Annotated in this window: 9 protein-coding genes; all 9 read left to right on the forward strand. The window is 41.7% G+C overall.

Features of this window, described 5'->3' with window-relative positions:
- Positions 1 to 6 precede the first annotated feature (6 nt).
- Positions 7 to 8853, forward strand: coding sequence for a beta-ketoacyl synthase N-terminal-like domain-containing protein (locus tag C5470_RS09265; RefSeq protein ID WP_166288069.1), 8847 nt, complete (start codon positions 7 to 9; stop codon positions 8851 to 8853).
- 113 nt (positions 8854 to 8966) lie between these two features.
- Positions 8967 to 16331, forward strand: a complete 7365-nt coding sequence (locus tag C5470_RS09270) for a non-ribosomal peptide synthetase (protein WP_166288071.1) — start codon at positions 8967 to 8969, stop codon at positions 16329 to 16331.
- Between the two features lie 198 nt (positions 16332 to 16529).
- Complete coding sequence (locus C5470_RS09275) at positions 16530 to 17105, forward strand: DUF2306 domain-containing protein (protein ID WP_166288074.1); 576 nt, start codon at positions 16530 to 16532, stop codon at positions 17103 to 17105.
- Between the two features lie 100 nt (positions 17106 to 17205).
- Positions 17206 to 19563 carry an efflux RND transporter permease subunit gene (locus C5470_RS09280; protein WP_166288076.1) on the forward strand — a complete coding sequence of 786 codons (2358 nt, stop codon included), beginning with the start codon at positions 17206 to 17208 and terminating at the stop codon, positions 19561 to 19563.
- 68 nt (positions 19564 to 19631) lie between these two features.
- Positions 19632 to 20444, forward strand: a complete 813-nt coding sequence (locus C5470_RS09285; protein ID WP_166288078.1) for an outer membrane lipoprotein-sorting protein — start codon at positions 19632 to 19634, stop codon at positions 20442 to 20444.
- Positions 20445 to 20462: 18 nt separating this feature from the next.
- Positions 20463 to 21692, forward strand: coding sequence for a hypothetical protein (locus C5470_RS09290; RefSeq protein WP_166288081.1), 1230 nt, complete (start codon positions 20463 to 20465; stop codon positions 21690 to 21692).
- 20 nt (positions 21693 to 21712) lie between these two features.
- The gene (locus tag C5470_RS09295) at positions 21713 to 23392 is read left to right on the forward strand and encodes an amino acid adenylation domain-containing protein (protein WP_166288084.1); all 1680 of its coding nucleotides are present in this window, start codon (positions 21713 to 21715) and stop codon (positions 23390 to 23392) included.
- Between the two features lie 156 nt (positions 23393 to 23548).
- Positions 23549 to 23920, forward strand: a complete 372-nt coding sequence (locus C5470_RS09300; protein ID WP_166288087.1) for a VOC family protein — start codon at positions 23549 to 23551, stop codon at positions 23918 to 23920.
- A gap of 493 nt (positions 23921 to 24413) precedes the next feature.
- Positions 24414 to 25727 carry a cation:proton antiporter gene (locus C5470_RS09305; protein ID WP_166288090.1) on the forward strand — a complete coding sequence of 438 codons (1314 nt, stop codon included), beginning with the start codon at positions 24414 to 24416 and terminating at the stop codon, positions 25725 to 25727.
- The last annotated feature ends 106 nt before the right edge of the window (positions 25728 to 25833 follow it).

Below are 25833 nucleotides of genomic sequence, written 5' to 3' on the forward strand. Positions count from 1 at the left end.
ATTTTTATGATCGATAAAACGACTTGGCTGCTGCAACATCCGTACATGGAGTTTGTTCTTGGGTTGAAAGCGGCATGGGAAGATGAATTATCTTCTAATGCCTTTGATAATCTGTTCGCTCAAACCTGTGTTTGCCATATGCAGGGTAATGAGTTGAACAGTGCTCAGACGTTTCAGGAATTTATTCAGTCTGTAAGGCAGAACATATCCAATTTAAAACTTATCCCGGAAAGCGTTATTGTTCAGGATGATACCCTGCATCTCTTTCACCGTTGGAAAGCGGATCGCTGGCATGATGATGTTATTTCTGGTGGGGAATATTCTAACTTTTGTCAGGTCGCAATACGTATCAGTGACGGTAAGGTTATTGAGCTGTGGCAACAAGCACAGAACTTTCTTTTTCTACTTGGCAGTCCCCTTTCTGAAGAGCGTCTGTACTATCCTTCCTGGCAGCACTGTTTGCTGGTTAAAGAACATGGACGTTTGCATACAACCTGCGATGAGCAGTCTGTGCGAATGAGTGAACGGGCCCAACAACTTGTTGATTGTGTCTTTGGTCATGGAGCGTTACGCCAAATTGACAACCTACTACACCCGGAACTGACATTTCATAATGGCAATATAAAAGGACATGGGATTGCTGAGTGGAAAAGTTTCATTTATGCATTACGGACAGCAATAGGGGAGGAAGGCGTAGCACTATTTGATGAGTTATTTATTCGCGACAGGAATTCTTTAACCTTATTTGTCCGAATAGGGTTAACGCAAGCATCTCCTTTTGTTTTATCCGGCTTGAATGGCATGTTGTGTACATTGAAGCTGGAGATGGACGATCGTTATATTACCAAAATTCAAACTTATCCTGAGAACTACCTATTTTTCCTGGGACTTGATTTTTCTCAACATAAAACGCGTCTGAAACAGCTTTTTCGGGGGCAAAGACTGCGATTAGAAACAAAATCCCGGCAGAAAAATAGCGCAGAGGTAACGATCCAGTCGTCAGAAAAATCTGTTCAGAATGAGCAAGTTGTGGTCGTTGGGATAGCGGGGCGTTTTCCGCTGGCTGACTCTGTGGCTCAGTTGTGGGAAAACCTCCTTGAAGGAAAGCTGGGTTTCTCTGCATTTCCTGAGGAGCGTCCAGGGTTGTCTGTGGGAACGATAATTCGTTTCGCCGGGTTTATTAATGATATTTTCCGGTTTGATGAACAATACTTCCAGATCCCACCTGCTGTCGCACAGTACATGGACCCTCAGCATCGTCTACTGCTTGAAGTCATTGTACAAAGCATTGAAGACAGTGGTCACACAAACCAGGATATGAACGGAGATCGTACAGCTCTTTTCGTTTCAGCCTTGTCTAGTGACTATGAAAAGCTATTGAGGGACAAGGACGTAGAAGAAAACTTCTATTATTGGGCCGGTAATGAACCTGCCATGTCATCAGGCCGGATAGCCCGATTTCTTGATATTCAGGGCCCCACTCAATTTGTTAATACCGAATGTACGGGGGGAATCACTGCATTGCTTGGGGCGTATGATTTGATTCGCTCAGGGCAGGTGGATCAGGCCATTGTCAGTGCAACGAGTCTTTTCCTGCATCCTTATGGTTTTATTGCCCGTGAAGAAGGGATCTTGTCGCCAGCGGCAACGCCTGAATTGTTCAGCCGGCGAAGCAAAGGGCAGCTCAGGGGAGAAGCCGTGGTCTCTGTAGTGCTTAAATCGCTATCAAAAGCGCAACAAGATAGCGATGATGTCTATGCCATTATCGCCGGTGGTGCGGCAAATAATAGCGGAAGAACATTTTCCCTCATTTCTGCCAATGTTGAACAGCAGGCTAAAACCCTCAGAAAAGCTTGGCAAAATGCAGGAGTATTGGCAGATGATTTCTCCGTTATTGAGTGTAACGCATCCGGCGTCAGAGCCGGAGATTTCACTGAAATTACCGTTTTAAAAAAAGTTTTTCGACCCGATCAACACATTCATTTATCCACCGTAAAAGGCGCTATTGGGCACACAGAGGCTGTTTCCGGGCTGGTGGCATTGGTGAAAGTTTTGCTGCAACTGCGTCACCAGACAATTATCGGGATTCAGGGATTAAGCGAGATCGATGACAGCTTGGGGATAGAGGGTTCCGGGCTATACCTGAATCGCCAAAATAGAAAATGGGAATCTTCCACACGGGAAGGATATTCGTTACCCAGGATCGCCGGTATCAATTCATTTGCCGGCGGGGGGTATAATACACACATCGTCGTTAAAGAGTTTATCGGGCAGAAAAATACCGGTATTAAGCGAACAACCACGCCAGTATTAATACCGTTGTCGTCGCACTCGGAAGCATCGTTACACGATCATGTTGTTCAAATAAAACGGTATTTACAGGAACAAGATGTTGATTTAGCGCGTTTGGCATTCACGTTGCAATCCCGTGAAGCGCGACAATATCGGGTAATGTTGGGCGCATCCCATTTATCTGAGCTTATATTACAACTGGATAGCGTACTTAAAGGTGATATCTGTATTCAGAATGTAGAGGAACCCAGGCAGGAAGAGACGTTAAGATCGGTATTACAGATGCAACAATCAATATCTTCATTCTTGGCAGATCGGGAACTCATTGAATTGACACTTCGCTGGTTAAGAGGTGAAGAACCTGACTGGTCACTCTTATGGGGAAATATGCATCCACATCGTCTGTCAGGTTTGCCTGTCCGTGCATTTTTAGGGGCTGTCCATCGCCCACCATTTTCCTCTGATGGAACGATTACTCCATTGAAATTGAATGATGAACAGAAATTCTATCAATTCCGTGTGAGTGCCACTGAGCACTACTTACGTGAACATGTGGTAAATGGGCAGAAGGTTCTTCCTGGTGTGGTTCATCTTGAGTTTGTACGACATGCAGCCATGCTGCTGCTGTCAGACAATACAGAAAACGCGGGTATCCCGTTTTCAACAAGTCAGTTGAGCTTGCGCAATGTTGGTTGGGTGAAGCCGGTTATCATGGCAGAAGCAGAACAAGCACTGACTCTGACGGTGAATATTAAACCAGAAACTTCGCTTGATGAAGAACGGGTTTTTAATTTTGATGCTACTTTAGGAACAAAAAATACTGAAGAGGCAGATGGAAATCATGCTGACTATTTTACTGTCGGGAGTATTGTTTTCTCGCCGTTGCAACACCAGCCTTCTCTGGATATTGTACAGTGCCAGCAATACTGCCAGGAACGTCAATTAACCGCCGAACGATGCTACGATGTGCTTATGTTGCTTGGTATTCAGATTGGCACAAAGCATAGGGCTATTCAGAATGTGGCAATAGGGAAAAACGGTAACGGGGACACTGTTGCGCTTGCGAAGCTGGCATCTAAACCCGATAACGTTCCTGTCTATGAATTTGCTCATCAATCAATAACTTTCATGCTCTGCCCTGCAATTATGGATGGCGCACTACAGGCTGCATATTTGGGATTATTGACAACAGAAGATCTCAAGTATGGTGCAGTAGCGCCTATTCCTTTTGCTATTGATGAAATCATTGTTATTCGGCCGGTTAAGGATGAAGCATGGGCATGGGTGGCGAGTTCCACATCGTCTGTATCGCAAACACACATCAGGAAGATGGATGTTGTCATCTGTGACAACAACGGAACGGTTTGTGTGGTTATAAAGGGGTTTTTAACGCGAGGCCAACGGATAGCTGTAGAATCTAATACTGCATTGCAAACAGAAGATCATCAACCACCCGCGCAAAATCAGCCAGCACCAGAGGCCATAATCAGACAACTAAAAGCGATTATAGGTAAGGAGTTAGGCATATCGCCAGCGCAGTTGCGTACCTCTGAATCTTTGGATAAATACGGTATTGATTCGGCGATCGCAGTACAACTGATTGCGGTATTGGAAAAAACATTTGGTTCGTTGCCTAAGACGTTGTTTTATGAATACAAATGTATTGCCGATATCGCCCAATATTTGGTACGGACTGCGGCTCATGATGCAGATGAGCCCCTTCTTCCTGTGGATCTGGGAAAGGAGTTTGAATGTTGCAGACCATCTGTAAAACATCGACAGAATACGTCTGATCATCGGTTGAACATTGCCATCATTGGGATCAGCGCAAAGTATCCGCAGTCAGAGAATATCGCCCAGATTTGGGACAGCCTTAAACAAGGCAAGCGTTGTATTAGCGAGATCCCCCGGCTTCGTTGGGATTGGCAGCATTATTATCACGGAAAAAATAATCAAAATGCTCGTGCTAACACTCACCTTAGCAAATGGGGCGGCTTTCTGGATGGCGTTGATGAATTTGATTTTGAGTTTTTCGACATTTCTGAAAGTGAAGCCGCGACAATCGATCCTCAGGAACGATTATTCCTGCAAGAAGTGTGGAAAGTGATTGAAGATGCAGGCTACACACCCGATACCCTTGCTGCTTACGACAAGAGAGAAAGGGATGGCATAAATGCTGTCGGCGTTTATGTAGGTTCAATGTACAGTGAATATCAACTGCATGACGTGACGTCTAGTGAACTGAAGCAACCTGTCGGATTAGTGGGCAGTCAGGCCAGTATTGCTAACAGGGTTTCATACTTTATGGATTTTCATGGGCCAAGCGTCACCCTGGATGCCATGTGTACGTCTTCAATGGTAGCGATTCAACTCGCGTGTCAGGATCTAAAACAAGGACATATCAACGCCGCCATTGTCGGCGGTGTTAATCTAACTCTTCACCCAAATAAATATTTGACCCTCAGCCGCAGGAGAATGCTCTCCTCAGAGCCTGAACTTAACAGTTTTGGTGAAGGTACCAATGGCTATATACCGGGAGAAGGTATTGGTGTCTTGGTATTAAAACGGTTAGAGGATGCGTTAAATGAAGGTGCGCACATTTACGGGGTGATTCAAGGCTGCGCTGTTAATCAAAATGGAAGATCGAATGGATTTGGTGCTCCAGCCCCGAAGGCACAGCAGGTGGTTATTGAGCAGGCTATGGCGGAAGCAAGGGTTAATGCGGATGAAATTAGTTATGTCGAAGCACACAGTATAGGAACTCGGTATGGTGATCTGATTGAGGTTGGTGCACTAACACAAGCCTTTCAGAAACGTTCAGGTAACCGTCACCTTACATGCTTGATTGGTTCGGGAAAGCCGAATTTCGGTCATTGTGAAGCAGCGGCAGGTGTGGGTAGTGTCATTAAAGTCTTGCTCCAGATGCAGCATAAGGTGATTGCACCAACACTTTATGGTGAAAGGCTGAATCCCGACATCGTTTTTGAGCAGACACCTTTCTCAGTTAATGCAACTTTAATGGAATGGAGACAGCCCAACAGGAAAGGCATAAACATGCCAAGAATCGCGGGCATCTCTTGTTTTGGGGCCGGTGGAACAAATGCTCATCTTATTCTGGAAGAGTTCGAACAACCAGAACCTCCAGAGACTGAGATAAACCTTCCCTGTGTCATTCTTCTTTCTGCGAAAACTATTAGTGCATTGCAAGAGCGGGTGAAACAGCTACTTGCATTTTTATCGCTGTATCAATCCGGGAACAGCTACCAAGGTAGTGGGGCTGATCCTGTGCTGGAGCGTTTGGCGTTTACCCTACAGGTTGGGAGGGAAAGTATGCCGGTTCGTACCGGTTTTCTTGTCCACAATCTGGATGATTTGTGCCAGCAACTGAAACGATTTGAGTACAACAGCGAGAACATCACTGCGCTTGATAGTGTCGATCGGTTTGAAGAAGGCATGTGGCAAGAGAAAATTAACAGTTGGTTAGTGGAAAATAACTGTCGTGAGTTACTTAATGTCTGGATGAAAGGGACAAACATCGAATGGTACCGGCTATATCGGAATAGGTTGCCTGGACGTATGAGCTTACCTGTTTACCCGTTTGAACGTCGTAAAATCGAATTAAAGGCGGTTGAAACAGTATTACCATTGCCGGTCAGCGTGCATGAGACACATGTATCCGATGATAATATATACAGTGATAATGGATTCGCTTTTCTTTTCGATCGAACAATGAGGTTTCAGGAAAAGGCTGAACGATTCTTGGTTAGGACACTGGAAAATATAGTGGGCCATGAAATTCCAGCGCTAAACACCCCATTTTCGGCACTGCATCTGACATCGCTGCATGTCGTCCGTTTTCTGGATTTTTGGCGGATTGTTTTCGGTATATCTCTTCAATTTACGATTTTTTATGAACAACGAAATGTGAGGACTCTGGTTGATTATTTGATTGCCCGTGAGCTTCTTACAGAAGAACAGCTTGCAGCAGCGGCAGAATTTTTGACACCTATAGCTGAGGAGCACTCAGAGCAAGCCTTCCCTCTTTCTGAACTACAAGAATCGTTTGTAATTGGACGGGAACTACCCACGTATGGTCAACGCGTTGGTAGTACACTTTATTTTGAACTTCATATCGCACAATCAATACCTCTTAAACGAATAGAGTCGGCTTGGAATCATTTAGTTGATTACCATGAGGCTCTGCATACGGTTATTAACAACCATTTTCAGCAACAGGTGCTGGAAGATTATGCCTATTATTCATTTCAGGTCATTGACTTAACGGAATATTCAGATTCAGAAAAAGCAGATTATCTGACTAACAGCCGCTCAGCACTTAACTGTAAGGTATTTGATTTAGCACGTTGGCCCTATTTCGCAATCAGGGCATTTATACTGGATGTTGAACATACTGTGGTGCAAATTGCACTAGATGAAGTGATCGCTGATGCTGCCAGCTTCTTCTTGCTGGTAGAACAGTTACGTCATCTGTCAGGAAATCCTAATTATGAATTACCGCCAACATATTCCTTGAGGAGATACTTCACCTTAGTTGAACAGATCCGTGCAGGTGAGCATTTTCAGCAGAGCATGCAATATTGGGTTGATAAATTAGGAGATATGCCACCAGGGCCTGATCTGAAATATCGTTTTGTTCACTATCCTGTGCAGCAGACAGTTCACTGTTTAAGTGCAGAAATAGATCGCGAATTTTGGTCGGCAATAAAGGGGCAGGCCGACATGTTATCTTGTTCACCAGGTGCTGTATTGCTGAGTGTATTCTGTGAAGTGCTTCATCAATTTACTGAGCAACAACGTCTTAGTCTTAATCTGACTAATTTCAATAGGCTGGCCATCAATCAGCAGGTAAGTGGGTTGGTTGGATTGCTGGTTAATAGCAATATTTTTGTCTCTGAATGGGAGCCGGAACACACTTTTCAATCACGGGTCATTGCTTGCCAGCGACAGTTGGATAGGGATGCCAGTCATAGCTTTGTTGGAGCTGTAAATGTACTCAGAAAATTACGACAAAATCCGGCTAAACGTACAGGTATACATTTGCCGGTAGTTTTTACGAACTTAATCTCTTCTGTGTTTCAACAGCCGGATCCTGAAGATAGCTGGTCTATTCAGCACATGATGAATACGACGCCTCAGGTAGCTCTGGATCATCATATATTCGAGGTTAATGGGCGGTTAGTCTATCGTTGGTATGTAGCGCATGCGTTACTGGAACAAGGATCTGTCATTGCCCTGTTTGAAGCTTACCGTCAAAAATTGATCGCACGAGCACAATCTGTTTCAGATTGGCAACAGTGGTGCAGTTCAGAGAAAGACCATGAAGCCTTGTTCCCCATGCTTGGTATGCAAAAAGCCTTATATGCGGGGCAAATGATGCCAGTAAAACGGGGAGGAAAAGCCTGTTGTTGCCATCTTGAGTTTGATATTGATGTGCTTGATATATCCCGGTTAACCAGAGCCTGGAATGACGTTATTGCTTATCATCCGGTTCTTAGAATACGTTATCTGACTTCATTGCATCAGTATGTGTTGGATAAAGTGCCTGATTATAACGTTCTGACTGAAAATGTGACCAAGACAGAGGATGCATTTCATCAGCGATGTAACGAAATACGTAATGAAATGTTGCTGGCACATTATTCTGCGGGTGAATATCCGGGGTACCACATTCGGGTGTGTACGCTTGAAGGACAGAAGAATCGTCTGTTTGTGAATTTTGATTTTGTTCTGATTGATGGAAAAAGTATTTTTCTGATACTGAGCCAATTGTTTAATAAGTATAAATCAGAAGCGTATAGATTACCGGTACAGGACATCACATTTCAGGATGTTGTCCGTCATCATCAGCGTCAGCAAAATACCTTAGCCTATTCAACGGCGAAGGATTATTGGCATGATAAATTTTCCCGGATGAGGCAGGGGCTTAGTGGGTTAACTCCATTAGTACATCAGGCGTTACTCCCCGCACAATTTACCCAGGTATTGCCTTATTACCATCAGATGCAGGCGTTGGCTGAAAGGCTTGGTGTTTCTGTTGACAGTATCCTACTGGCCGCTTTCGGTTTAACATTTTTAAATTGGAATAGATCAAAAACGGGTGGAAATGAGCCTGTTACCATCGCTGTTGTTTCCTGGGACAGATATGCTGAATTGCCCGAAACCACAACCGGCGTATTTACCCGCCTCAGTTGGGTGAGTTTTTCTGATACAACACAAATGCCAGAACAGCTGATTCTCCAGGTTCAAGCGCAGCTAGATAAAGATCGGCATCACGGCTCCATTGATGAACTGGAAGTGGCGGCGCATTATCCCAAATTGCATTTCCCTATTGTTTACACCTGCCTGTTAGCCTATGGCACGGATTTCCCTGAACCAATATATAGCGTTTCTCAAACGCCGGGGGTCGTCTTGGATAATATTTCTACCGTACTCAATAGATCGTCCCTCCGGCTTCAGTGGGACATGCTGGAGTATGGACGGAATGAGTTTTCAGCCGTATTTCAACAATATTGTTCCTGTCTCAAAAAATGGTTTTTTTAGGGATGAATTGCTCAATTTTGATCATCAAGAGAGAGACCTTACTGACATTATGTGTGGGACTCTGCAACGGTGGATTGAATGCCAGTAAGATGAGGATAAACAGAGGAATGGCTATGGGCGGAAAATGTAATATTAACAATATCAATGAATTAATTAAGATATTCATGATTGAGCATTCGGTTGATTTCAGTAATGACCTGTTTGATCAGGGAATGACATCGAAATCAATCATGCAGTTGCTGATTCGTGTTCAAGAGCGTTTTGACGTTGATATTGACCTTAATGAGTTTTTGCATGCCCCCACAATGGAGCGTCTGAATCGTTTGATTATCAGGCAGATTGAGAACAATCAGCAGGATGTCAGAGAGCCTGTAATAACAGACTATCAACATTCGGAAACCTTACAACGGCTTGGACAACTGATGGAAGGCAAAGGGCTGAAGCCAAATCAGGATTTTTTTGAGCACGGTTTCAGTTCGCTCAATGTTATGGAGCTTGTCTTAGCCGTGAAAAAACAGTTTGGTGTAGATATTGAGCTTGAAATGCTATTGTCAAACCCAACGTTGGATACGCTGGCAGTGCTTATTGATCAACAGCGGGTGCAACGTGAACAGTGTGAACAAGTTGTATCAGATTCAGAGCAAAAGCCAGTTTTTTCGGTGGATAATGAACTATCTGTACTTTCATCGTTATCAGCAAAACAGGCATTTAAAGAAAAACAATTCAACATCCGCCATTTGAACAGCAATTATGACACCATTCGTGCCAAAACCCTCTCACCTGAGCAGTTTCAACATCAGTATAACGCTCGTCGCACTTTCAGATCGTTTGATGATGAACCAATGCACAAAGAAAGTGTATTGGGGTGGCTGAGCGCACTGAACGCCATGTTGATTGATGGCAGCCATCGGTATCTCTATCCATCGGCTGGTGGAACATACAGCGTTCAGATTTATGTAGAGATAAAACCTGGCAGGGTAGAGGGATGTTCAGCAGGGTTTTATTACTATCATCCGGTGGAACACAAGCTGGATAAAATTTCATCGGCTGAGTTATCTCACAACAGTCATTTTTACTATAACCGCGCCTATTATGACAATGCACACTGCTGCTTATATTTTGTCGTTGAGTACGACGGTATTAGCCCGCTGTATAAAGATAAAAGTGATTTTTTTGCAGCAATTGAAATAGGTGCCATTGTCCAACTGCTTTCACAAAATCAAGCGTACTACCATATTGGTTCTTGCCCGTTATCCGGCGTCGATGAAACCTCTTTAGCGGAAGTACTGAGGCTAAAGGAGAGCCAGCGAACACTTTTAGGTATGGCTTTTGGGCTGGTGGAGCAGGCACATCCTTGGGGGCATGAGAACAGTATTGAGACGCTGGAGCAGAATATTGCAATTATTGGAGTGCAGGGTAAATACCCTGGTGCACCAGACTTTGAGACATTCTGGAATAACCTCAAAGCGCAGAAATGTTGTTTCTCTCAAGTTCCTGATAACCGTTGGGGGGCAAAGGCGCTTTTTAAACATTGGGGAGGATTTGTTCATTCAATTACGGATTTTGATTCTGATTTTTTTGGCATTTCAGCGACCGAATTGGAACGGGTGTCTGCTCAGGAAGCATGTTTTTTAACCAGTGTTTATGAGCTATTAGACTGTGCAGGATACAACGGAGAAAATTTGCGGAGTCTGGGGCAGCGTGTTGGTGTTTTCACAGGAGTGATGTGGAGTGCTCCTGTCTGCCCTACAGAGGGAACTGAAACGTCTCCGGAGTCAGGCAGCCGTTCTACCTTTTCATCAATCGCAAACAGGGTATCCTGGTTTTTCGATTGGACAGGGCCCAGTATTGCCGTAGATACGAGTTGTTCGTCTTCATTAACATCTATTTATCTTGCGTGTCAGGCTATTGTGCAAGGTGATTGCGATGTAGCTGTTGCAGGTGGAATAAATCTTTTTACACACGCTTCCCATTTTACTAACCTCAAACGATTTAACATGATTTCTGAACGTTCAGATGCACAAGCGTTTGGAGAGGAAGCCGCTGGAATTATTCCGGGAGAAGGGGTTGGCGTTGTACTGTTAAAGCCGCTTTCTCAGGCGGAAGCAGACAGGGATCATATTTGGGGGGTGATAAAGGGGGGAAGTATTGCCCATAGCGGTAAGGTATCGGGCTACGGTGTACCTTCCACGCAACAGCAGAGTGAACTGCTCAAAAACACATTACAGAAAACAGGCTATGATGCTGACTCTGTAGATTATATTGAAGCTGCCGCCGCAGGCGCGGTATTCGGTGATGCATCAGAAATTCTTGCAATACAAACTGCCTTTGCTGAACGTCATTCTCCATTGTTTGTTGGCACTCTGAAACCGAATATTGGGCATCTTGAATCCGCTTCAGGTATATCGCAAGTAACTAAAGTTCTGCTGCAAATGAAGCACGGGTGTTTATTACCTGTTATGCCATATAGAACCATTAATCCGTTGATAAAGCTGGATGGTAAGCCGGTAAATATTATTATTGAACAACGTCTATGGCAGGGGACTCGGCAACATCCAAAGCTGGCTATGGTGAATAGTTTTGGCAGTACTGGCGCCTATGCGAATCTCTTGCTGCAAAGTTATCATCCGTCAGAGCATTTTTTGCAGGAGAGTATGAACATCATCCTGCCAGAATTGTTTGTTTTATCAGCTAAATCACCTGTCTGTCTGCGACGTTATGCAGAGCACTGGGTGCATTTTTTTGAATTAGAATTAAAAAACACCAGGGAAATACTACTGAAACAAGTATTTGCTGTAACCCAGGCAGGACGAGAACATTTTAATCAACGATTAGCTATTCCCGCTAGCTCATTATCAGAGCTTCTCACCAAGCTGAAACAATGGATTGCAGAAGGAACTGGAGCCGGTATTTATCAAGGTTGTGTTTCTTACGCTGATGCAGACGGGCAAAATCGTTTGGCCTTCAATGTGGATCAGAATCATCAGATTGCAGGTGCCTGGGTCAGTGGTCAATGGCAGGACTGGCGGCATTTTTACATGAATGAACCGCTTCCTAAAATTCCACTGCCTGTTTATCCGTTTTATGAATCTCATCAGGATTCATCACTCATGAACACTCAACGGAACATCCATGATATCGCTTCCGAGTCTGTTATTGGCAATAGCACATTGGCGGACGATATTTCACAATCGCAAACGACAGGTGAGAAGTTGCTCAGTATAAAAGAGCTCTTGCTTTCTCTGATTGCCCGTATATTGCAACATCCTTTAGAGCAAATTGATAGCAGTATAAGTCTGTTTGCATTGGGGATGTCATCATCTCAGGTGATAAAACTGGTCCGGATGGTGGAGCAATATACGGGGACTAGTGTTCCGATCGCGATTTTGCTGAAGGAGAATTCAGTGACTGACCTGTCGAATTATCTGATGGAACAGTATGGCGAAATCAGGGTGAATGCTATAGCAGTATCTGAACACCAGGAGCAGGTTCAGACCATAAACAACGCAAACACGTCTGTCGAACATGTGACAAGGCCTAAAACATATCCGTTATCAGAAGGCCAAAAAGGGTTATGGGTTCTTCATAAACATGCTCCCCAAAATAGTGCTTACAATTGTCCGGTATGTTTCCGAGTGAATGGTCTGATAGATCCACAGTTATTTCAACAAGCGTTGGATTTACTGGTCAGGCGCTATCCGATACTGGCGACAACGGTTTTCGAAGAAGAAGGGATGCCCTATCTGTTCAATAATCCCAAAAGTGCGTTGAGGGTGAATGTTGAAACAGAGATGTCATTGACTAAGCATGAACTTGAAACCTATCTGTCGGAGAAGATAAATCAACCGTTTGATTTCGATAGCGATGTATTGTTACGGATCAATTTACTGCGTCTTTCTGAAAAAGAAACCATCATTTTATTGTGTGCACATCATATTATTGTGGATGCAGTTTCTGTTAACCCAATGGTCTCTGCGTTATTCAACTTTTATCACTTGTTATCGATGCAGCAGAGACCTGTTTTTGAGATAGCGAAAGACAGTTGGTATGACTTTGTTATGCACGAACAGGCACTTTTGCAAAGCGATGAAGGAAGGCGTCGGTTAGATTATTGGGTTAATACCCTAGCGGGAGCGCCTGTTTCAACAAAATTACTTGCGGATAGTTCATACCTGAACGTTGAGAAATATCAAGGTGAAACGCTGACACGGACGTTATCCGCGCATTTCTCAGCAAAATTAAAGGCATTTGCCAGCACCCATTCTGTTTACCTGTCATCCGTTTTTTTAAGCGTGTTCCAGTTAGTTGTCCATCGTTTTACCGGGCAGGACGATATTGTCATTGGTATGCCGACTGATGCTAGAACAGAAGAATATCAGAGAGAAGAGATTGGGTATTATGTTTATCCGATCCCTATTCGCAGCCAGCTATCACAGGATACGTACTATCCGGTGTATCTGAAAACGTTACAACAGATGGTACTGGATGGTTTAGCACATGCCTTACCATTTCCTGTAGTGGCAAGAGCCTTAAATCTGACTCAGAGCATGGATGATACGCCTCTGTTTCAGGTGGCTTTTATCTATCAACAATCAATGCCAAAAAGAGAATGGGATAAGTTATCTCAGGCTTTAGGCAAGCTGACATCAGCAGAACATTTAACTCAGTACTCTCAGACTGGAGAATATGAGTTCATGTTAGAAGTCGTTGAGGCGGCAGATACATTCACATTAAAGGTAAAACACAATCCTTCCTTATATCGCCAGTCAACCGCGCTGAGGGTAATTGAACACTTAGAAAGGCTGTTGCAGGAAATCGTTCAACAACCAGACCGAAATCTTATTGATTTTCCACTGATGGATCAAAAAGAGTCTGTTCAAATCCTTGCGGAATGGAATCGTACCTCAGTCAATCTGGGGGATGCGTGCTGTGTTTACGAGTTGTTTGAGCAGCAGGCAGCAAAAACACCGGAAGCGGTGGCTGTGGTATTTGAAAATATGACCTTGACGTACCAGGAACTCAATGTGAAAGCAAACCAACTGGCGTACTGTTTGCAGGAACTTGGGGTTCAGACGGGAACATTGGTCGGTATTTGTATGCAGCGTTCAGTGGAAATGATTGTTGGCTTGTTAGGTATTTTAAAAGCGGGTGGTGCTTATGTTCCTCTTGAACCTGACTATCCTATTCAGCGCATTGCCTATATTTTGAAAGATTCGGCTGTCCCCGTTGTATTAACGCAGAAGCACTATCAGTCTATTTTTACCCACTTTAATGGGAAGCTGGCGTTTTTAAATGCTCAACGCGTTGAGTTGCATCCTCATAACGTTTGGCCTAATCCTGCGGGGATCACGCCAGACAACCTTTGCTATGTGTTGTATACATCGGGTTCGACTGGCACGCCCAAAGGGTGCATGTTATCTCATTCCGCTATCGTTAATCGGCTTCGCTGGATGCAGGATAAATATCAGTTAAATGTAACGGATAAGATCCTACAGAAAACGGCATATAGCTTTGATGTCTCCGTATGGGAATTTTTCTGGCCATTGATATCGGGAGCGATGCTGGTCTTTGCCAGTCCTAAAGGACATAAAGATCCTGATTATCTTATTCGGCTGATTTGCGAACAACAGATTACTACCTGCCATTTTGTTCCCTCTATGCTGCATGTTTTCATCAATACCCATGAGAGCGATAAATGCGTTTCATTAACGCGTATTTTTACCAGTGGGGAGGCATTGCCGTATAGCGTGTTGGAGCGCGTAAGCCAAAAATTGCAGGTAAAACTCCATAACTTATATGGCCCGACCGAAGCAGCTATTGATGTCAGTTATTGGGAAGCTGAAAAACGGGAAGATAAAAAAACGCTTATAGGAAAACCCATTGCCAATACTCAGTTATATATCGTCGATGACCGCATGAACCTTTTGCCAGTTGGTGCTCCGGGGGAGTTATTAATTGGTGGTGCTGGCTTGGCAAAAGGGTATTTAAATTTACCGGAACTGACAGCGGAGTATTTCATTTCCAATCCGTTTTTATGCGATCCGGCAGAGAAAGTCTTCCGCACAGGCGACCTTGCAAGATGGTTAGCTGATGGCAATATTGAATTTTTAGGCAGGATTGACAATCAGGTAAAGCTTAGAGGATTTCGAATTGAATTAGGTGAGATTGAAGAGTGCCTGAAGCATTGTAAGGATGTTAAAGCCTGTGCCGTTCTTTTAACGGAAAATGAGCATTCAGGCAATTTCATCACCGCCTATATAGTGTTACACCAAAACGTGACTATCTCTGTCAAGGAACTTAGGGCTTTTCTGAGGCAGCGTTTGCCGGATTTTATGGTTCCTGCGCAGCTGATTATATTGAATGAGTTGCCGGTTACAAACAACGGCAAGCTCGACAGAAAGGCGCTGTCCGCATTAGAGGTGCCACTAATATCCGATAAAACATTTGTTGCTCCATCCTCTGCTATTGAACAACAACTGGCGGATATCTGGAAAGATGTTCTCAATCTGAAACAAATTGACATTAACGATAATTTCTTTGAAATAGGTGGTCACTCATTAACCGCAATCACACTCTTGTCCCGTATTCAGGACAGATTTCCTGAAAATAAAATTTCTTTAATCCAGTTTTACCAGGCTCCCACCATCGCAGGAATGACTCCACATTTATCTGGTGTTGAAAGTGAAGAAAATGGGCTGTTGTCATTGCTGCACAGGTGTCAGGAAGATACTCAGATGACGCTGGTGTGCGTGCCTTATGCAGGGGCGGCAGCAACGGTATATCAGCCACTGGCACACGCATTAGAGAAAAAGAGCGCCAGATATACAGTCTATGGTGTCACAGTTCCTGGTAATGAATTTGGCAGCAAGCACGAAGTAGACATGGACTATGACATGATTGCTGAACTCTGTGCCAGAGAGATAATAAAACAGATTTCAGGGAAAGTGGTCATTTATGGTCACTGTGTTGGAAGTTATCTGGCATTGGAAATTACTCGGCGGCTTGAATTAAAGGGAAAACCCGTCGAATTTTTAGTGGCTGCGGCTGCTTTCCCGTTACCACGAATTATCCGTTACTTACCGTTCAATGATCGATGGAAGCATAAAAGCGATGAATCCTTATTACAGTTACTCACAAAGTGGGGAATTTCCACTAATGAGGGGCTGGAAGATTCCGTTGCCCGCTTTTTAGTGTCCCATTTTAGAAAAGATGCAAGGCTGGCTTATCAATATGAAAAAAAACGGGGTGATTGGCGGATAAAAACTCCTCTGGTGAGTTTAGTGAGCAAGCAGGACCCTTTAACCAAAAAATACGCATCTCAGTATTTAAAATGGAAGCAGTGTGCCCATGAAGTCAGTTTGATCACGTTAGAAAAGGGGCATCACTATTTCATTACAACGTATCCAGAACGGGTAGCCGATGTTATTGAGCAGTTCACATTCAGTCAATTAACTTTAGCTGATGCCAACGTCCTGTAGCAGTGGATGATTGGAAAAGCGTAAGAGGGAATAGATATGAAATTACAGAACAAGATACTGGTTCGATTTTGCTGGTCATGGGTCGCGGTAATGTGCTTGAGCACGATAATCCACGGCTTTTATCGGACTTGGTGGGTTGCAGAGGGGGTAAGTGGCAATATACAGCCCAACCTGTTAAATCCTAATCAGGCTAATGATATGGAATATATTAAACATCACTATATGTCCTATATCCATTTGATTACTGGCATTGTCCTCTATGTATTAGGGCCTCTTCAGTTCGTCGATCGCGCCAGACGAAAATGGCCGAAAGTGCATAAATGGTCGGGATATTGTTTCTTTGCCACCGTTATGATGGTTGGTGTGACCGGGATTTTAATGGGAATTTTATTTCCAGTTGGCGGTACATCAGAAACTGTTTCATCAATTATATTTTCTCTGATCATGATTTTTTGTGTCTTAAGAGCTCTATCAATGATTTTAAATAGGAAAATTGAGCTTCATCGTCAATGGATGATCCGTAGTTACATGATTTCACTAGGCCCCGCCACAATGCATGCCTTTATTCCGCTTTTTATCCAGATCGGAGAAAAAGATATTGGTGAAGCTCTGGCTCTGTCTTTGTGGATTGGATTCACTATCCATCTCATTTTGGCAGAGGTTTGGATCCATAACTCACGACCATCAGAAAAAGGGCAAGCCACTGAATCGAAAAAAAGAAAGCATGCTGCTTCTACCCCGGTATTGCAAGAAAGATACGAAATTACACTTTAAGGAAGGTTGTTTTTATCCCTGTGAGCTGGCCGCACATAGGGAAAGCAGGATGTCGTTGTGTGGCGATTTATTAATCTTTGCGTTTATATAAGGACAGGACATGAAATCTTCTAACTGGGTAGATAACGCTGCATCGGGTTATGCGCGTTGGGTTGTGAAAAGGCGTTATCTCAATCTTATTTTAGTTTGCATTGTATTGTTTTTTACCTTTAAGGGGATGGAAAACCTAGCATTTACCAGCAGTTATAAGGTCTTCTTCAGTCGGGAAAACCCATTTTTGAATGCGTATGAATCAATGCAAAAAACCTACAGTAATGGTGATAGTGCTTTGATTGTACTGGCGCCGAAGGATGGCAACGTTTTCAGTAAACAGTTTCTTTCCATAGTTGAAAAGTTAACAAAAGATGCCTGGCAAGTTCCAAATGCGTATCGCGTTGATTCTATAACTAATTTCCAGGCCACTAAAGCGGATGATGACAGTTTGGAAATCAGAAAGCTGGTGCCTGATGCGGCAGAGTTAACAGAACGTGACTTGGTAGAGATCAGGAAGATAGCGTTGAATGAGCCTCTGTTAGTCAAACGTATCATTTCTGAAAATGGTGATGTAACCGCGGTAAATGTGTCTGTGCGCTTGCCAGACGGAGACGACAAAATTGTTGCGGAAGTGGCAGGGTATGTACGTCAACTGAAAAGCCGGTACACGCAAATGTACCCGGATATTGATATCTACCTGACTGGTATAGCGATGATGTCAAATGCCTTTCCTGAAATCAGTGTTCAAGAAATGTCAACCACAATCCCCATTGTGTTTCTGATTGTTCTTATCCTGTCTTTTCTGGTGCTGAGATCGTTTAGTGCGACCTTTGTAGTCTGCCTGGTGATTGTTTTTTCCATCATTTCGGCATTGGGTGCAGCCGGATACATGGGGATAAAACTTACTCAGGTTTCCGCCAATGTACCTGTCATTGTAATGACTCTGGCAGTTGTTGACAGTATTCATATTTTGGTGACCGTTATTCACCGTATGAAGCTGGGTGACAGCCAACATGAAGCAATAGTAGAGAGTTTGAGGGTAAATCTATCTCCAGTTGTTATTACTAGCGTTACCACCGCGGTGGGATTTTTGGGACTGAATCTGAGTGATGCTCCGCCCTTTCATGATTTGGGCAATATGACGGCAATAGGGATGGGGGCAGCGCTGTTTTTTGCCACATTTTTGCTGCCTGCGTTGCTTGCTGTTTTACCTATTAGAGTGAAGCTTGGTGTACAGAGAAAGCAGTTCTCCATTGAATTTCTGGCCGATTGGGTTATCGATAACAGGAGAAAACTTCTGGTTAGTACTGTGACATTTGGGCTCATCATGCTTGCCTTTATACCAAGGCTGACGGTTGATGAAAACTTTGTCAAAAATTTTGCCAAAGGTCTTGAAATCAGGGATGACTCGGACTTTACCCAGGATCATTTAACGGGGCTTTTCAATATGGAGTTTTCGTTAGGTGCAGGGAAAGAAGGAGGCATAAATGAGCCCGAATATATGGCAAAAGTGGATGAGTTTGCGAATTGGTCACGCGCTCAGCTAGGGGTCATGAATGTTAATGTCATCACTGACACAGTGAAACGCATTAACCAGAGTATGAATGGGGATGATGCAGCTTACTACAGATTGCCGACAGACAGAGAAACGATTGCTCAGTACCTTTTGCTTTATGAAATGTCTCTTCCTTTGGGGTTAGATCTTAACGATCAGATTGATGTCAGTCGTTCAGCAACCAAAATGACCGCCACTTTTTCTGATTTAAGTACTTTTGAAATGCAAAGGGCAAAAGAGGCACATGAACAGTGGTTGATAAATAACGCGTCTCCATCAATGCATACAAATGCAGCTAGTGCATCTTTAATGTACACCTACCTGATGAATACCAATATTAAAGGACTATTAGCGGGTACAGCTATCTCGTTTCTGATTATTACCATCTGCTTAGGAGTAGTTTTCCGCAGTACGAAATATGCATTGATTAGCATGCTACCTAATATATTACCCATTTTTATGGCTTTCGGTTTATGGAGCATCATTGACGGGGTTGTGGGAATAGCGGCTGCAACAATCGCTACCATGACTTTAGGTATTGTGGTCGATGATACAGTCTATTTTGTATACAAATATCTTCGTGCACGTCGTGAACACAAAATGGATTCAAAAGATGCCGTGCGTTATTCCTTCTCAACAGTTGGTATCGCTCTGCTATCAACCAGCATCATTTTTATCTGTGGTTTTGGCTCTATGATGCATTCAGATTTTTTAATGAATGCGCAAATGGGGATTTTTACCGTCATGACAGTAACTTTTGCACTTTTATTTGATTTCTTGTTGTTGCCAATACTACTGATAGCAATAGACGGTAATGCTAAGAAAAATAAGCCCTCCATTCCTGATGATCCACTGATGATGAAAATATAACGATGGCCTGATAGCTTGGCTGTGATGGCATTAAATTAATAATTAGGATGTTTTTAGGAGAAAACATAATGAAAAAACTCTGTGTTCAGATTTTAGCAATAAAAGGATTCTCGTTGGTATATCTATTCATTTTATGGTTGCTTAGTTTTCCCGCATTCGCTTTAGAGGAGCGAGGAAGAGAAATTATACAAGAGGCTATTGCCAGAGATAATGGGTTTGGTGATACGGTCGCTGATCTCAAGATGACTCTACTGAATGCAGAAGGCCAAGAAAGTCATCGCTATTTAAAGATTAATACGCTGGAAGTCGCAGGGGATGGAGACAAATTATTGACTTTTTTTGAGCATCCCAAGGATATAAAAGGTACAGCCTTATTGGCTTTTACACATTTAGATAGGGATGATGAGCAATGGATATATTTGCCTGCGTCACGGCGTGTAAAGCGTATTTCTTCCAGCAATAAATCGGGATCTTTTATGGGAAGCGAATTTGCCTATGAAGACTTGGCTTCCGAAGAGGTTGAAAAATACAAAATGTACAAATATCTGGGAGAAAAGCCTTGTGGACAACAAAGCTGCTTCATCGTTGAGAGAAAGCCAGTTAATAAAGAATCAGGATATACTCGGCAGATTGTGTGGATAGACAAAGATTTCTACCGATTTATCAGAATTGATTACTATGATCGCCGTAATACGTTGTTGAAAACAAGAACATTCGACGATTATCGACTTTATATGAATAAGTATTGGCGTTCTTTAGAAATTACGATGAAGAACTATCAATCGAACAAAATAGCGAAATTGTTTGTGAGAAATATTCAATTTCAGGTTGGCTTAACGGATCGGGATTTTGACATTGCTGCCTTGAAAAGAATGAGGTAGCACCTAGAGGTACAGACGATGTGGTCAATAATAAGTACTAAGAGGAGTTTTATTTCACAACTGGTCAGTGCATTGGCAATGTTCGTTTGTTGGAATGTATCATCAGAAAAACTCGATGTATCTGTAGGATGGGAGCAACGAGCGTTCTTTGAAAATGGTGTGTCTGATGAGCAGGAAACTGAAAGCTATTCATTTCAGGTAGGAGGAAAATACTTTACAGAGTGGGATAACGGCAAACAGCACTTAGTCATGGATGTATTGTATCGAAAAGACTCCAGCAGCAATAACAGAGAGCCTTTTGAGCCTCGAGATTTATATTGGGGATATATTTATAATTCGTGGGAATTTTATGCTGGCTTTAGGAAGGTATTTTGGGGAGTTACGGAGTTTAGTCACCCTGTAGATATTATTAATCAATCAGATTTGGTCGACGATCCTTTTGGAAACGAAAAGCTTGGTCAGCCAATGATTAATTTAACCAAAGTTAATGATTGGGGCATTTTTGATCTGTTTCTTCTTACTGGATTCAGAGAAAGAACTTTTCCTGGTCATAAAGCAAGATTACGTGCTGAGTTGGATATCAACACCCTCAATGCGGTTTATCAGCATGCTGATAAAAAGTCAAAGCTGGACTTTGCAGTACGCAGCCATCATACATTAGGTAACGTCGATTTAGGATTATCCTATTTTAATGGAACTGAACGTACTCCGGAGCTTGTTTTAAACAGTAACAATCAGCTTGTTCCCTATTATGGACAAATTCAGCAGATTGGATTGGAATATCAATGGCACATTGATAGTTGGATAGTTAAATGGGAAGGGGCTTACAGGCAAAAAGACAGTCATTTTTCGACGAGCCCTAAAACATCATTTTTAGTTTACTCAGGCGGTTTGGAATATACATATTATGGCGTTTTTGAAAGTAATGCTAATTTGACTTTCTTCCTGGAGTATATGAAAGACACTCGTAATAAATTTTCAGATACTCCCTTTGAAAATGATATTTTTACTGGTGTTCAGTTTTCTGCAAATGATGAACAAGACTTGGTTTTGTTTTTAGGTATGACTCAGGATGTTCATTATGGCTCCAGAGCATGGACATTTAATGGCAGCCGGCGCTTGGGAGATAATTTCAAATTGTCGTTGAATGGCGCCATTTTTGAAAATTTAAGTTCCGAGGAATTGTTATACAGCTTCCGTAATGAGAGTTATGTTGGAATGAAGTTTATCTATTTCTTCGGTATCTAGAATTCATTAAAGGGTTAAAAATGGAAAGAAGAAATTTTCTGAATATGTCTGAAAGACATCAACAGAAAATATTATCAGAATGTCTTGGTTTAAGTTCTACTCGGAATTTTTCTGGGGATCTTAATAAACAATTGGCTAAGCATAATTTTGATAATATTTCGCTGATTTCATGGTTTGAATCAATAGTTGAATACTATTCTGAAAGAACAGCATTGGTATTAAACAATAATAGAATGAGTTATGCTGAACTGAATAAGCGAGCAAATCAAGTTGCACACTATTTACTGGGAAAAGAACCTGGAAGCAAATGTATAGGTATCTTTTTAGAGTCATCCTTTGAAATGGTTATCAGTATCATAGGGATATTGAAGGCAGGTTATGCTTATTTGCCAATTGATATTAATAATGCTGATGAAAGAATAAAGTCTATTCTTAATGATGCAAAACCAGAAATTGTTATCACAAAGAGTTTATATTTGAATACGCTATCTCATTTTTCGCTTGAGGCTTTTTGTTTTGATTGTGACTATCCGGTACTTTTACATTCATTGGCATTGAATCCCAGGAAAGATATTAAGGGTGAACAATGGGCTTATGTTATTTATACCTCTGGTTCTACAGGGATGCCAAAAGGAGTACCAATCGCGCATTACAATGTGATTCATCTTTTTCGTGCGACAGACATGCTGTTTGATTTTTCGGATAAAGATGTTTGGACATGTTTTCATTCAATGGCATTTGATTTCTCTGTTTGGGAAATTTGGGGAGCCCTTTTAAAAGGGGGAACGCTGGTATTGGTTCCTTATCATATCAGCCGAAATCCCCCTAAGTTTTATGAGTTACTGGTGCGTGAAAAAGTAACGGTATTGAATCAAACCCCAACGGCATTTAGGTTGCTTATTCAAACAGATGATTATCTGTCAAATAAAACAGAACCTCTTAGTCTGCGATATGTTATCTTCGGCGGAGAAATGTTGAATGTTACAAGCCTTCAACAATGGCTGAATAAATATGGGTATGAGCGGCCTAAATTAATTAATATGTATGGTATTACAGAAACTACAGTTCATGTTACTTTTCATAAGATTCAACCTGATGATGTGGCAAGTAATATAAGCCCGATTGGGTTACCTTTACCAGGAGTAATAATTCACTTATTAAATGAGGCAGGGCAGCCAGTAAAAGAAAATCAGGTTGGAGAGATATATATTGCGGGTTTGGGGGTTGCCGATGGCTATTTAAATCGCCCAGAGTTAAGTCGTCAGAAATTCATTCCTAATCCCTTTGAAAAATCACCTTCATGTTTGTACCGTACTGGTGACCTTGCTCGGTATATGGAAAATGGAGAGTTGTGTTATTTAGGGCGTATAGATAATCAGATCCAAATTAGGGGATTTCGGATTGAATTGGGTGAAATTGAGTCTGCAATGCGGAAGTTAAGTTTTGTAAAGGATGCTATTGCCACGACATATCGACAAGAACAAAGCGATTTAAAAATTGTCGTGGTATATCAAGCTTGGGCAACTGATAAGATTAAGCATAAAGAAATTCGAAGATTATTAAAAGAATATCTTCCTGATTATATGCTGCCGGATTTTACTGAAATGGTTGCAGAGTTTCCGATGAGTAAAAACGGCAAGTTGGACTTAAGTCAGATTGGGTGGGATAAAGATGGTATGACTGACGAGAGAGTGATGTAAACTAATAATGATCTTATTAATTCGGCATTACATTTAGCTTATCTTTGTTCTATTTTATTAAGAAATTTATCAAGTTGAGTAATTAATTGAGATTTTTGTTTATCTCCAATAGAATAAATTTTTATATTTGTAAGAATAGAACATGGGGGAGTGACAATGATTGGTTATATCACATTGGGTACGAACGATTTTTTCCGCGCAGCTAAATTCTACGATGAGCTGCTTGCTGAATTCGGTGCACAGCGTGTGACTGAAACGCCGGCTTTTATCGCTTGGGGTCCAGATCTTAATGTTACAAATTTGTGTATTATTAAGCCATTTGATGGTAATCCAGCAACTGTGGGTAATGGGGGAATGATCGCACTCAATGTTGACAGTCAAGATAAGGTCGATCAAGTGTATAACAAAGCTATTGCTCTTGGAGCAACAGATGAAGGAAAACCTGGCCCTCGTGGTGAACATGGTTTTTATGCTGCCTATTTTAGAGATCTTGACGGTAATAAATTGAATATCTTCTGTATGCTATAGGGATAATGACTATTATTATGATGTATACAGGCAACTATTATAAAGTTGCCTGAAATAATTAACTTAAAAGTAAATGGTCAGGTGTTATTTTCCTCCAACATGTTTTTCCGTGGGTAAACTAGGTTTGTTCGGAAATTAAAAATTTTTTTAGATAAATAAGTATTAGAGGTCATCATATATAGATAAAAAGTAATAATGCTAAAAATAACTGCATCACATGCGAAAATATGGAGTGTTTTTCAATGCTAAATGATTTTTATTTATTTGGCATTGATATATGAATCAGGTCCTGTTTATTTTAAAAAAACTGAGAGGTAAAATATTATAACTGCAAGAGCTGGAAGTTATTTTTTTATATAAAGGTTCATTACCACTATTTTTAGTGAAGATTATTTTTATGTGATTGTTATTTATATCTTCAATAATGATTTTGTGTGTAAATGAATATCATTAGGCCTTTAATTACATTTAACATTAAATGGAGTTTATTGATATGAATGAAAAAAATAATATGCTAATTTTCTCATTGATAGATGAAAGTACGTCGGCTGTTGGTTACTCAGCTGAGGATATTTTATTGAAATTACTATATCAATTAATTGTTATTCTTATTGTTACACGAATTTTTGTTTGGATTGGTCGCTCTTATTTAGGGCAAACTGCCGTTGCAGGAGAAGTATTGGCAGGCTTGGTTTTAGGTCCAAGTGTGGCAGGAGCGTTATTCCCTGAGTTTATGGGGAATATTTTTCCAGAGGAGAGCTCAACTATTTTCATAGGAATTGCCCAGATTGGACTGATTTTATTAATGTTTGAAATAGGGCTTGAATTTGAGTTCGGGGAGAAACTAAGAAAGAGTCGATTTACAGTCGCTGTGATAAGCATTACGGGTATTTTTCTGCCCTTTACGGTAGGTTTCTTTTCTGCTGAATGGTTATGGAATTCTATTACAACCCCTCGTCCTGATAAGAACGCTTTCCAATTATTCTTTGCTTTAGCTCTGTCGATTACAGCTATTCCAGTTCTGGGAAGGATTTTTATGGAGTTGGGGCTGGCTCACACACGGACAGCGACGTTAATAATCGGAGCAGCAGCAATTGATGATATAGGAGGTTGGATATTATTAGGTGCTATATCGACAATCTGTGCTTCTAATTATCAGTTTGATCAATTTATATTCAACATATTTGGTATTATTGTTTATGTCATACTGGTATTTTTGATTGTTAAACCACTACTGCGTTATTGGCTTTCTTCGGAGTTAAAAAAAGAAAAGCGACTCAGCCATACGGTTATGGCTTATATTATTATTTTTTTGTTTTTGTCTGCTTCTGTAACGAGTTATCTGGGGATCTTTGCCCTAATCGGTAGCTTTGCTATTGGTGTAGCATTACATGAAAATAGAGAGTTTGTCACACTCTGGAAAGAACGTATTGGTAGTTTGGTACATATATTTTTTCTCCCGATATTTTTTACGTATACGGGGCTTCGTACAGATATTGGCACCCTTAGTGGACCTGATGAATGGATTATATGTTTACTGATATGCTTGTTGGCATTTGTGACAAAGTTTGGGGGGACCTACATTGCAAGTAGATTATTAGGTGAAAATCGCCGTATCGCTGCGACTATTGGTATTTCAATGAATACAAGAGCCTTAATGGAACTTATTGTTCTCAATATTGGTTATGATTTGGGGATCTTACCGCCTAACATTTTTACTATGTTAGTCATCATGGCTATTTTGAGCACGTTCATTACAACACCTCTGATCCGTCGGTTAATGAAGGGTCAAGCTATAAGAAATTAAGCAGATATACTTCCCTTACGTGTGATGTCTTTTCAACTTGCGATTAACGGTTAATGATTTTCGATTGAATGCCATTAACTGTCCTTTTAAAAAGTGGCATTTATTG

This window comes from Photorhabdus stackebrandtii, from assembly GCF_011189495.1.
Classification (GTDB): domain Bacteria; phylum Pseudomonadota; class Gammaproteobacteria; order Enterobacterales; family Enterobacteriaceae; genus Photorhabdus; species Photorhabdus khanii.

Bases quoted from the DNA above. Each gene is read 5' to 3' on its own strand.
- C5470_RS09275 (WP_166288074.1), top strand. From the start codon at position 16,530: ATGGAATATATTAAACATCACTATATGTCCTATATCCATTTGATTACT.
- C5470_RS09305 (WP_166288090.1), top strand. From the start codon at position 24,414: ATGAATGAAAAAAATAATATGCTAATTTTCTCATTGATAGATGAAAGT.
- C5470_RS09270 (WP_166288071.1), top strand. From the start codon at position 8,967: ATGGGCGGAAAATGTAATATTAACAATATCAATGAATTAATTAAGATA.
- C5470_RS09280 (WP_166288076.1), top strand. From the start codon at position 17,206: ATGAAATCTTCTAACTGGGTAGATAACGCTGCATCGGGTTATGCGCGT.
- C5470_RS09285 (WP_166288078.1), top strand. From the start codon at position 19,632: ATGAAAAAACTCTGTGTTCAGATTTTAGCAATAAAAGGATTCTCGTTG.
- C5470_RS09290 (WP_166288081.1), top strand. From the start codon at position 20,463: ATGTGGTCAATAATAAGTACTAAGAGGAGTTTTATTTCACAACTGGTC.
- C5470_RS09300 (WP_166288087.1), top strand. From the start codon at position 23,549: ATGATTGGTTATATCACATTGGGTACGAACGATTTTTTCCGCGCAGCT.
- C5470_RS09265 (WP_166288069.1), top strand. From the start codon at position 7: ATGATCGATAAAACGACTTGGCTGCTGCAACATCCGTACATGGAGTTT.
- C5470_RS09295 (WP_166288084.1), top strand. From the start codon at position 21,713: ATGGAAAGAAGAAATTTTCTGAATATGTCTGAAAGACATCAACAGAAA.